This window comes from Rudaea sp., assembly GCF_036560865.1.
In the GTDB taxonomy this organism is placed as follows: Bacteria; Pseudomonadota; Gammaproteobacteria; order Xanthomonadales; family Rhodanobacteraceae; genus Rudaea.
Window position 1 is genome coordinate 1 of record NZ_DATBQK010000067.1, and the last position, 11,414, is coordinate 11,414.

Genomic DNA, 11,414 nt, shown 5'->3' on the forward strand with positions numbered 1-11,414 from the left:
ATTGCGGATATGTATACCGCGCTGCAAAGTTCACGCGCTTACGCCTACATCGTCGCCCAGGATTTCGACCGCGGCATCAAGTCGCGTATCGATCCAGCCTCGTGTCTGCTCAATGCCTCGCAAAACGCGGTCAAGGTCGCGCTCGAAGCGATCCAGGCACTCGGCGGCAACGGCTATATCAACGAATACCCGACCGGACGCATCCTGCGCGACGCAAAACTTTATGAAATCGGCGCCGGCACCAACGAAATCCGCCGCATGCTGATCGGCCGTGAGTTGTTTCACGGCAAGAACTGAATCTTCTGATTTCGTTGCGATATAGCGACCGCGAAACGCGATTGCAGCCACACGCCGGGCTGCGCGCCGCATGCAAAATCCCGTCTGGAATTTTTTCCGTCGATAGCGTCTAATCCACCCCGGCAGGCGTGAGGTGCGCACCGACGCTTGGCCGCGACAACCCGCCAAGGTGCTCTGGCGACAACGAGGGGATTGCCTGTGAAGCGATTTGCGTCTTGGGTTCGTTCGTCCGTCGTCTCCCGCGTGCCACGCGGCACGCTGGCCCTGCTGACACTGGTTTTCGGCGCCGCGCTGGCACCGCTGCCATTGGTGGCACAAACCCCTCCCCCGCCACAAATCACCAAGGCGTTCGGTGCGGCGACGATTCCGCTCAACGGCACCACCTCGCTGACGTTCACCCTCAGTAATCCGAACGCGACTACGCTGACCGCCCTGCAGGTTTCCGACACATTTCCGGCAGGCCTGGTCATAGCCACGCCCAATGGACTGGTCAATCCTTGCGCGGCTGGCTTCACGGCGACGGCAGGCACTTCGTCGCTCAGTTTCGCCGTAGCAACGCTCGCTGCAAGCGCTTCCTGTACGTTCTCCGTCAATGTGGTCGGAACCCAAGCCGGGGTCCTGAGCAACACGGTTAGTGCCTCCTCGGGTACGACCGTGGTGACGTCCAACGCCAGCATCACCGTGGTCGCTCCGCCGAGCACGACGAAGACCTTTGGCGCATCGACGATACCGATAAACGGTACAACGTCGTTGAGATTCGCCATCACCAACCCGAACGCTACGACGGCGCTGACCGGAGTCGGCTTCAACGACGCGCTGCCTGCGGGGCTAGTTATCTCCACACCTAGCGGGTTGTCGGGTAACTGCAGTGGCACGGTTACCGCAGTCTCGGGGTCAACCAGCATCAGCTTTGCGGGCGTGATAGTTCCAGCAGGCGCCACATGCGGCTTTACTGTGGCTAACATCGTGGGGGTCTCGGCCGGTGTGAAGAACAACGTTACCGGCGCGGTGACTTCAACGAATGGCGGCACAGGAAACACCGCAGCAGCTTCGCTTACCGTCCTGGCGCCGCCAACCATCAGCAAAGCGTTCGGCGCGGCGTCGATTCTGTTGGGCGGTACAACGTCGTTGAGTTTCACCATCACCAACCCGAACGCGACAGCGGCTCTGACAGGTGTGGCGTTCACCGACCCGCTGCCCAATGGGACCGGCATACCGCCTGGAGGGTTGGTCGTCGCGTCGCCGAACGGACTGACGGGTTCGTGCGGTGGTGGCACGATCACCGCTGTCGCGGCATCCGGCTCTGTTTCTCTTTCTGGAGCAACCATTGCCGCCAGCGGCAGCTGCACGTTCTCGGTGAACGTCACCGGTACCGTGGCGGGTCTGGCAGAAAACACGATGCAGGTGACCTCGACTAACGGCGGCGCAGGCAATTTTGCCCTTGCCTCGGTCAAAGTGATCGCGCCGCCGACTATCAGTAAAGCCTTTGGCGTACCAACGATTCCGCTCAATGGCACGACCTCGTTGACCTTCCACGTCTTCAATCCGAACCCCAACCAGACGCTGACCGGCATCGGCTTCAGCGACACGCTGCCTGCCGGGCTGGTCGTCTCCACTCCCAATGGACTGACCGTCTTCAACTGTACCGGCGCCACGGTTACCGCCACGGCCGGATCGGGCAGCGTCAGCCTATCCGGCGTGTCACTGCCGGAAACCGAGCCGTGCAATATCACGATCAACGTCACCGGCACGGCGGCCGGCGTGAAGAACAACATCACCAGCGCGATAACCTCGACGGAAGGCGGCAGCGGCGGCACGGCTTCGGCCAGCGTTACCGTTGTGGCACCACCGACCATCAGCAAGGCCTTCGGCGCGGCGTCGATCCCGGTTGGCGGCACGACGCCGCTGACTTTCACGATAACTAACCCGAACACGACGGTTGCGCTGACTGGCGTCGGCGCCAGCGACGCGCTGCCTGCGGGGCTGGTCATCTCCACACCCAGCGGGCTGTCGGGTACGTGCAGTGGCACGGTGACCGCAGTCTCTGGATCGAGCAGTATCAGCATTGCGGGCGCAACCGTTCCCGCGGGCGGCACATGCGGCTTTACGATCACTTCCATCGTCGGCCAGTCCGCAGGCGTAAAGAACAACACGACCGGCGCGGTAACCTCGACCAACGGCGGCACGGGCACCACGTCGAACACCGCAAGTCTGGTCGTGGCTGCGGCGCCGACCATCAGCAAAGCGTTTGGCGCAACGCAGATTGCCTTGGGCGGCACGACGTCGTTGAGTTTCACGATCAACAACCCGAACGCGTCGACGCTGACCGGTGTCGGCTTCAGCGATGCGCTGCCATCCGGGCTGACGGTCGCCTCACCCAACGGCCTGACCGGCTCCTGCGGAGGCGGCACGATCACCGCCGTGGCGAATTCCACTAGCGTCAGTCTCGGCGGCGCGACCCTCGCCGCGAGCAGCAGTTGCACGTTTTCGGTCAATGTCAGGGGTATTGTGGGCGGAGTGCAGAACAACGTCACCAGCGCAGTGACCTCAACTGAGGGCGGCACCGGCGGCACGGCAGCGGCCACGGTCAACGTGCTCGCGCCGAGCATTCCGGTTCCATTGCTCAGTGGCTGGAGTCTGGTGCTGCTGGTGCTGGCGTTCGTTGCGATTGGTCTGCGCCTCCACTACCGACGCGCTCGAACCCGCTGATCAACACGACTACGATCGATTGCAGAAAATTAATTGAGTAAAGTCTGCTGCGCTTGCGTGACTGATGGCCTCAGCACGCAAGCGCAAGCTCGCGGCGGGTGTTTGTCCGACGCAATCTTCGTCGCAGCGTCAATCCACTCGACCAGCTTCGCCTAAGGACCAGCTTCGCCTAAGGATCCTCTGAAAAACTACCGTTCGTGCTGAGCTTGTCGAAGCACGCTCCGAGAAACCCTGCGCGCCCTTGCAATGCGCCCTTCGACGGGCTCAGGGCGAACGGAGAGTTGTTCGGAGTTTCCTAAGCCGTTCGCTGACGGCATGCGCGATCGTTGAACTATCGCCTGGTCGACTGCATATCGTGGTAAGTCCCCATCTCAGTCCGTATTTGCCGCAACTCGTCCACGGCGCGATAATCATCGGCCACCCCACCTCCGCCGCCAAACCAAGGAAACGTCATGTCAGATATCGTCATCGTCGGCGCCAAGCGCACCGCCATCGGTTCCATGCTCGGTCAGTTCACCGGCGTGCCCACCACCACGCTCGGCGCGACGGCGATCAAGGCCGCTCTGGAGCAATCCGGCGTGCCGGCCGCGGATGTCGGCGAAGTGATCATGGGCTGCGTGTTGCCGGCCAATCTGGGCCAGGCACCCGCGCGCCAGGCTTCGCTCGCCGCGGGGCTGCCGAAATCGGCGGGCTGCACGACGATCAACAAGGTCTGCGGCTCGGGCATGAAGGCGATCATGCTCGGCAACGATCTGATCAAGGCCGGTTCAGTGAGCATCGTCGTCGCCGGCGGCATGGAGTCGATGACCAACGCGCCACATATGGTCGCCGCGCGCACCGGCCTGCGCTACGGCGACGCCAAGCTGGTCGACCACATGGCCTGGGACGGTCTGACCAATCCCTACGACGGTCAGTCGATGGGCGTGTTCGCCGAAGCGACCGCCGCCAAGTACGGCTTCACGCGCGAAGCGCAGGACGCCTTTACGATCGAATCGGTCAAGCGCGCGCAGGCCGCGATCGCCTCGGGTGCGTTCGCCGCGGAGATCGTTCCGGTCAAGGTCGCCACGCGCAAGGGCGAGGTCGAGTTCGCCACCGACGAGCAGCCGGGCAAGTCCGATATCGCCAAGATTCCGACGCTGAAAGGCGCCTTCAAGAAAGACGGCACCGTGACCGCCGCGAGCTCGTCGAGCATTTCCGACGGCGCCGCCGCGACCATCCTCATGAGCGCCGACGAAGCGGCCAAGCGCGGCTTGAAACCGCTGGCGCGCATCGTCGCCCATGCGACCAATTCGCATGAACCCGAGTGGTTCACGACCGCACCGATCGGCGCGATTTCGAGCGTGCTCAAGCAGGCAGGCTGGAAGGTCGAGGACGTGGATCTATTCGAGGTCAACGAAGCCTTTGCCGTGGTCGCCATGGCGCCGATGAAGGAACTCGGCGTGCCGCACGAAAAACTCAACGTCAATGGCGGCGCTTGCGCGCTCGGCCATCCAATCGGCGCATCCGGCGCACGCCTTGTCGTCACCCTGTTGCACGCCCTCAAGGCGCGCGGTGGCAAGCGTGGCGTCGCGTCTCTGTGCATCGGTGGCGGCGAAGCCACTGCGCTGGCCGTCGAGCTGGTGTAAGCTCCGCACCCAGCGGCGCGTACATCCGCGCCGCCGCGAATCGGGCATCATCGTTCCGTACCGCAACACCCACACAAATTTCCCCGGGAGGCTCTCCATGCAGTTCAAACAAATCTTGATCGCCGCCGCACTCGCAACCGCACTTGGCGCGTGCAGTGATAACGCCCAACAGGCCGCGGCCGATGCCGCCGCCAAGGCCAAGGTTGCCGCTGAGGCGACCAAGGCTGCCGCCGAAAAGACCGCGCAACAGGCGAAGGACGCCGCCGCTTCGGCGCAACAGGCCGCCGACCAGGCCAAATCCGGCGACATGACCGGCGCTGCGGCCTCAGCCGGAGCCGCCGCGGAATCCGGCAAGGCCGCCACCACCAGCGCGGCGGAGACCGCCGACACCGCCAAGCAGGGAGCCGCGGATGTCAAGGACGCCGCCACAAAGGCAGACGAGGCGGCGAAGAAGGATGCCAGCGGTCACTGATTAGCCGCAGCGCATTTCGTTCGTAGACGACCGGCCGCCCTGTGCGGCCGGTTTTGTTTTTGGTGAGGGGGTTTTGCGGTTGCTGGTTCACCTATTGAGTTGACTCCGCAATGGGTACTACGTAGCCGCCGATCACAAAGCCAGCCGGCGTTCCCGTGCTGTTTCCTCGTCCACTGATGAAAGTTCTGAACTGCTCCCCGACATGGCCAAAATGGAATTTATTTCCGTACACAACGAAAGCGCTTCGCGAAGTTACCGTGTTGATGTTCACCGCCGTGAACGTGTTTCCCACTAGATCCAGGATTACCTGCTGCTTCAGCGACATCGTTAGAATTGGCGTTCCACTTGCGAATGTATTCGGAACAGCGAAATTTCCATTTGGCGCGTCATTAAAGTAGATGGTCGTTGTACCGATTCGATCGACAATTCGGAGGTTTCCGTTGTTGATCACCTGTGTGGTATTCGCCGCGGTATAGAACGTGAAAAGCGCAGTCGTTTCGTTATGAAACGTTGACGTGAAGACCGTGTCGATGCCGCGTACAAACGACAGATACCCGTACTGCTCCGAGGTTGGCGTCGCCGGCACATTCAACACTTGGCCGACCAGTTCAAGCGCGATGTCACCTTTTGGCGTCCGCAGTGCTCCCTCGTCCTGCGCATATAGTGGTACCTGTACCGCTGCGAACAGCAATATGCTGAATCTGGCGATGGTTGATTTCGTACGGTTGAACATCTCAATCTCCTGTCTGTGGTGGACACGTCGCAAGAACGTTCTCCACACGGCGTGTGCTAGCATCATCAGGCGCCAAACCACTTTGCGTCTTTGCAAATTGGCTGGATTTTTACTGCAAATTTCCTAACCCCTAACCGTGAGCATGCACACACCGACGACTTTCCGCTTCGGGGAGTTCACCCTTATCCAGAGGGAGCGACTGTTGCTCCGAGCCGGACAGCCCGTCGCCCTGACAGGTAAGGCGTTCGACCTTCTGGTTGTCCTGGTCAGCAACGAAGGCCACCTTGTGGGCAAGGACGACTTGTTGCGCGAAGTCTGGCCGGGTCTTGTGGTCGAGGAAGTCAACTTAAGCGTCAATATTTCCGTGCTCCGCAAGGCTCTGGCGGACGCGCCGGATAGAAACGGCTGGATCGAGACGGTTCCGAGACGGGGATACCGATTCGCTGCCTCGGTTACAACCGGAGAGGAGTCAGTCCGGCCACAGTCGGTTCCAGCGGCAGGACCCGCGGTACCCGAAGCGTCACGCAGTCCCGTCGGCGCGAACGCAAAGACCGATGCAGTGGTTCAGCACATCGCTCCCCCGCGTGAAGAAGCGAGCGCTGGCAAGCGAACCGGCGCCATGTGGAAGCGTCGGTCGATCATCGCTTTATTCACGCTGATCGCAATTGGCGCTGGCCTCACTCTGCGCGAACGAGTCAAATCGCCTCCGAGCGGATTTACATCCGTGGCAGTTCTGCCCTTCAGTAGCGGCAGCGCCGCCGATGATTACATTGCGGATGGAATCACCGAGAGCATCATCAACAGTCTTACGTTGCTGCCCGAAATTCGCGTAACACCAAGAGCGAGCGCGTTTCGCTACAAGAGCCCGACTGTCGAGCCAGGTAAAGTTGGACTCGAACTGCACGTTGCTGCTGTGATTATGGGCAAAATGATCCGCAATGGCAGCAAGGTGAGGATACAGATCGACCTTGTCGATGCGGCGAGGGACTCACAAATCTGGGGTGCAAATTATGAGGGCGACTCTGGCGAGCTGGTCCATTTGCAGGGGCAAATCGTGCGGGATGTGGCGCACGAGCTGAGGCCCGCCCTGACCGGGGAAGATCAACAACGTCTCGCTTACCGCGCAACGGACAACCCGGATGCCTACCGTGCCTATCTCGAGGCCCGCTATTACTGGAATCAGCGATCCGCAGGTGGGATCAAGCGTGCGATCGAACAGTTTCGGCGGTCGATTGAAATCGATCCGAATTTCGCGATGGCTTACTCTGGCCTCGCGGACTCCTATACGACCTTGGGTTATCTGAGTGACGTCACCCCTCGCGACGCCTTTCCGCTCGCGAAGCAATATGCGCTAAAGGCGCTCGCGCTGAACCCGTCGCTTGCGGAGGCACACGCGTCGCTGGCTTACGAGAAGTTTTACTTCGAATGGGATTGGCCTGGGGCGGACGCGGAGTTCAAGCGAGCCATTGCGTTGAATCCGCGCTATCCGATCACGCATCAGTGGTATAGCGTCTATTTGCTGGCGATGGGCAGAGCGAATGAAGCCCTGCAGGAAATTCGAGCCGCGCAAGAATACGATCCGCTTTCTCTCGCGATCAACACTGACGTCGGTTTTCAGTACTACTACACCGGGAAATACGAGGAAGCAACCAAACAGTTGCAAGCCGTTCTAGAGATGAATAGCGACTATGCACTGGCGCACCTCTGGCTTGGACGAACCTATCAGCAATCGAAGAGATATGATGACGCCCTAAGCGAATTCCAAAAAGCGGAGGTCGCTTTTCGCAATTGGCCGGTTCTTGTTGCGGCCCGTGGCTCGGTGGACGCTGCATCTGGACGAATGCAAGAGGCGAACCAGGCAACGGCAGAACTTGAGTCGCTCTCCAAGAGCAGATTTGTAACCTCATATGGCGTAGCGCTCATTTATGCGGGGCTCAATGAGAAAGATGCGGCATTCGGTTGGCTGGAGAAGGCCTTCGACGAACGCTCCCATTGGCTCGTATGGTTGCGGCTCGATCCACGTTGGGACAATCTTCGCTCGGACCCAAGGTTTTCCGCTCTCGTCAGCCGAATGAACTTCCCCACTTGATCCGAGCCAACTTCGTTGGACCATGCCAGCCTATAGTCCCGATGCTGGCAATCGCGCGCACGGATGTGGTTTGATGCGCTCCTCGCAACCGAACCTCCCGGCCATGCCCGTTCTTGCCTCGCAGATCGATCCACGCTCGCCCGAATTCCAGGCCAATGCGACGCAGTTGCGTGCCGTGGTCGACGATCTGAGGGCGCAGATGGCGCAGGTGGCTCTTGGCGGCGGCGACAAGGCGCGCACGAAACACACCGAGCGCGGCAAGCTGCTGCCGCGCGAACGCGTGCGCGCCCTGCTCGATCCGGGATCGCCGTTCCTCGAATTTTCGCCGCTCGCCGCGCACGGCATGTACGACAACAGCGCGCCGTGCGCCGGCGTGATCACCGGCATCGGGCGCGTGCATGGCGGTGAGGTCGTCGTCGTCGCCAACGATGCGACGGTCAAGGGCGGCACCTATTTTCCGATCACCGTGAAGAAGCATCTGCGTGCGCAGGAAATCGCGCTGGAGAATCGCCTGCCGTGCATCTACCTCGTCGACTCGGGTGGTGCGTTTCTGCCACTGCAGGACGAGGTGTTTCCCGACCGCGACCACTTCGGCCGCATCTTCTACAACCAGGCGCGCATGTCCGCGCTGAATATCCCACAGATCGCCGTAGTGATGGGTTCGTGCACCGCGGGCGGCGCCTATGTGCCGGCGATGAGCGACGAGACGGTGATCGTCAAGGAACAAGGCACGATCTTTCTCGGCGGCCCGCCGCTGGTGAAAGCAGCGACAGGTGAAGTCGTCGATGCCGAGTCGCTCGGCGGTGCCGACGTGCACACCTCGATCTCGGGTGTCGCCGATCATTTCGCCGAGAACGATGCGCATGCGCTCAGCATCGCGCGCGATATCGTCGCGAATCTGAACCGGCGCAAGCAGGTGCCGCTGGCGATCCGCGAACCCAGCGAGCCGCTCTACCCGCCCGAGCAGATCTACGGCGTCATTCCGCAGGACACGCGCCGGCCGTTCGATATCCGCGAAGTCATTGCGCGCATCGTCGACGGTTCGGAATTCCAGGAGTTCAAGGCGCGCTACGGCAAGACGCTGATCTGTGGATTCAGCCATATATACGGCTATCCGGTCGGGATCGTGGCGAACAACGGCATCCTCTTCGCCGAGTCCGCGCTCAAGGGCGCGCATTTCATCGAATTGTGCAATCAGCGCGATATTCCACTGGTGTTCCTGCAGAACATCACCGGCTTCATGGTCGGCAAGAAGTATGAGCAGGCAGGAATCGCCAAGGACGGCGCGAAGATGGTCACCGCAGTCGCCTGCTCGCACGTGCCGAAATTCACCGTGATCATCGGCGGCAGTTTCGGCGCCGGCAATTACGCCATGTGCGGTCGCGGCTACCAGCCGCGCTTTCTGTGGATGTGGCCGAATGCGCGCATCAGCGTGATGGGTGGCGAACAGGCCGCCTCAGTGCTGGCCACGGTGCGCCGCGACGGCATCGAAGCCGCGGGCAAGACATGGGCGAAGGAAGAAGAGGACGCATTCAAGACGCCTATCCGCGAGCAGTACGAGCGCCAGGGCCACCCCTACTACGCCAGCGCGCGCCTCTGGGACGACGGCGTGATCGATCCGGCGGATACGCGCCGCGTGCTCGGACTGGCTATTTCCGCCGCGCTCAATGCGCCGATCGAGAAGCAACGCTTCGGCGTGTTCCGGATGTAGTCAGCGCGATGTAGTGTCGCGTTTCATTTGTAACTTGCCATTGTCACCTCTCCCGCTGCGGCGACCATAGGGAGTGCACAGCTGAGAGGTCGGCGCGCACGGCGCGCCGGGTGAGGGTGGCGCGACATGGAGCGGTGTGCGCTTCACCTGCGCCACCCTCATCCGCCTTCGGCACCTTCTCCCGCCAGCGGGAGAAGGGAATGAAAGCGTCGTACGTAAAGTTATTTGCGGAACGACACACTAGCCGGTCGATATGGCCGGATCAGTGCCCCGGCGCATTCCATTCCGACACGCGCCCGTCGCGATCGAAGATAACGCGGCCGCCGCTGTCGTCCGGGTAGTACCAGACATCGCCGAACACGCCCGTGGTTACCCTGCCCGCGGGGCCGAGCAGAGCCTTGACCTGACTCCAGCCCAGCCCGGTCTTGATCGCGCCCCAGTTGGCCGAATCGGTCCAGCGCGGCGCGGCGGCGGCCACACTCGTCGCCGGTGCTGCAGTTGCCGCCATTGAGGGCGCCCCGGCGGCGCCCGCTGCGGAGGGCGGCGGCGCCTGCCGAGAAGCGACTACGTTCAATCTCGCTTCAAGCTCGGCGATGTGCTGCTCCAGCGCTTTCACGCGCGCTTCGAGCGCAGCCTCGCTGGCCTGATCGGCGGCGGCGAGACCCGGCAATGCCGACAGCATGCCGGCCAGGATCAAGGCGGTGCAAAAACGCATGGCGGTACCTCATGACGAATGAGCAAAGATAACATGTGCTGCGCGGACTTCGCTCCGTGTCGCAGCCATGGGTCAAAGTGTACTTTACCCGAGCGTAATGTTAACCGGAGATCAGCAGATCTTCCGCATCGCTGCCGGCTTCCTCTTCGGCATCGGGCACGAATTTGCCTTGCGCGTCGAGTTCGGCGAACACGCCGCCGAGTTTGACCAGTTCGGCATAACGGCCCTGCTCGATCAGTTGGCCGTCCTTGAGCACGAGGATCACATCGGCATTGCGCACGGTGGTCAGTCGATGCGCAATGACGAAGGTGGTGCGATTTTTAGTCAATGCATTCAGCGCGCGTTGAATGCGCGCCTCGGTCGCATTGTCGAGCGCGCTGGTCGCTTCGTCGAGTATCAGGATCGGTGCATCCTTGAGCATTGCGCGCGCGATCGACAGGCGCTGGCGTTCGCCGCCGGAGAGCGAGCGCCCGCGCTCGGCGACCAGGGTCGAGTAGCCCTCGGGTTTGACGATGATGAAGTTGTGCGCCTCGGCGGCCTGCGCGGCAGCCTCGAGTTCAGCGTCGCTTGCTTCGGGGTTGCCGATGCGCAGATTGTCGGCGATCGAGCGATAGAACAAGCCGGGATCCTGGAACACCACGGCGATGTGTTCGCGCAGTGAATTCAGGCCGACTTCACGGATATCGATGCCGTCGATCATGATGCGGCCCGCGCTCGGATCGTAGGCACGATAGAGCAAGGTCAGCGCCGTGGTCTTGCCGGCGCCGGTCGGCCCCACGATCGCCGCCGTGCCTCCGGCAGGGATGCGGAAGCTCAGGTTTCTCAGCGCCGGATGCGAGGCGTCGTAGCCGAACGAGACGTTGTCGAACTGCACATCGCCGCGCACGTTGGCCGGCAGTGGCGGCGCGCCCGGCTTTTCCTGCAGCACTGCCTTGGCGTCGAGCACGGCGAAGAAATCGGACAACGAGGGGGTCTGGAAAAACAGGCCGGAAATGAAACCCGCGAATTGTTCGAGCTTGCCGATCTGCATCAAGGCGAAGTTGACGAAGGTGACGATGCCGCC

At 61.8% G+C, this 11,414-nt stretch carries 9 protein-coding genes; 6 read left to right on the plus strand and 3 right to left on the minus strand.

The features are described 5' to 3' along the window. From VIE67_RS07155 to VIE67_RS07170, 4 genes are all read left to right on the plus strand, one after another. Nucleotides 1–297: acyl-CoA dehydrogenase family protein (locus VIE67_RS07155; protein WP_332024697.1), on the plus strand; the 297-nt coding region annotated here is incomplete at its 5' end. A 198-nt stretch (nucleotides 298–495) separates the two neighbouring features. Further along, on the plus strand, nucleotides 496–3,006 hold the full coding sequence (locus tag VIE67_RS07160) for a beta strand repeat-containing protein (protein WP_332024699.1): 2,511 nt from the start codon (nucleotides 496–498) through the stop codon (nucleotides 3,004–3,006). Between the two features lie 452 nt (nucleotides 3,007–3,458). Next, nucleotides 3,459–4,631 carry a thiolase family protein gene (locus tag VIE67_RS07165; protein ID WP_332024701.1) on the plus strand — a complete coding sequence of 391 codons (1,173 nt, stop codon included), beginning with the start codon at nucleotides 3,459–3,461 and terminating at the stop codon, nucleotides 4,629–4,631. Between the two features lie 97 nt (nucleotides 4,632–4,728). After that, entirely contained in the window at nucleotides 4,729–5,103 is a 375-nt protein-coding gene (locus VIE67_RS07170; protein ID WP_332024703.1) for a hypothetical protein, read from the plus strand. A 91-nt stretch (nucleotides 5,104–5,194) separates the two neighbouring features. Here the strand turns inward: VIE67_RS07170 and VIE67_RS07175 are convergent, their stop codons facing one another. Then, a complete protein-coding gene (locus tag VIE67_RS07175; RefSeq protein ID WP_332024705.1) occupies nucleotides 5,195–5,836 on the minus strand; it encodes a hypothetical protein in 642 nt (213 codons plus the stop codon). 142 nt (nucleotides 5,837–5,978) lie between these two features. Between VIE67_RS07175 and VIE67_RS07180 the strand changes: the two genes are divergently transcribed. Together VIE67_RS07180 and VIE67_RS07185 are read left to right on the plus strand one after the other, a co-directional pair. Beyond that, complete coding sequence (locus VIE67_RS07180; protein WP_332024713.1) at nucleotides 5,979–7,925, plus strand: winged helix-turn-helix domain-containing tetratricopeptide repeat protein; 1,947 nt, start codon at nucleotides 5,979–5,981, stop codon at nucleotides 7,923–7,925. 103 nt (nucleotides 7,926–8,028) lie between these two features. Next, nucleotides 8,029–9,636, plus strand: coding sequence for a carboxyl transferase domain-containing protein (locus VIE67_RS07185; RefSeq protein ID WP_332024707.1), 1,608 nt, complete (start codon nucleotides 8,029–8,031; stop codon nucleotides 9,634–9,636). Nucleotides 9,637–9,898: 262 nt separating this feature from the next. Here the strand turns inward: VIE67_RS07185 and VIE67_RS07190 are convergent, their stop codons facing one another. Together VIE67_RS07190 and VIE67_RS07195 are read right to left on the minus strand one after the other, a co-directional pair. After that, the gene (locus VIE67_RS07190; RefSeq protein WP_332024709.1) at nucleotides 9,899–10,351 is read right to left on the minus strand and encodes a hypothetical protein; all 453 of its coding nucleotides are present in this window, start codon (nucleotides 10,349–10,351) and stop codon (nucleotides 9,899–9,901) included. A 100-nt stretch (nucleotides 10,352–10,451) separates the two neighbouring features. Then, on the minus strand, nucleotides 10,452–11,414 hold a 963-nt coding region (locus VIE67_RS07195; protein ID WP_332024711.1), incomplete at its 5' end, for an ATP-binding cassette domain-containing protein.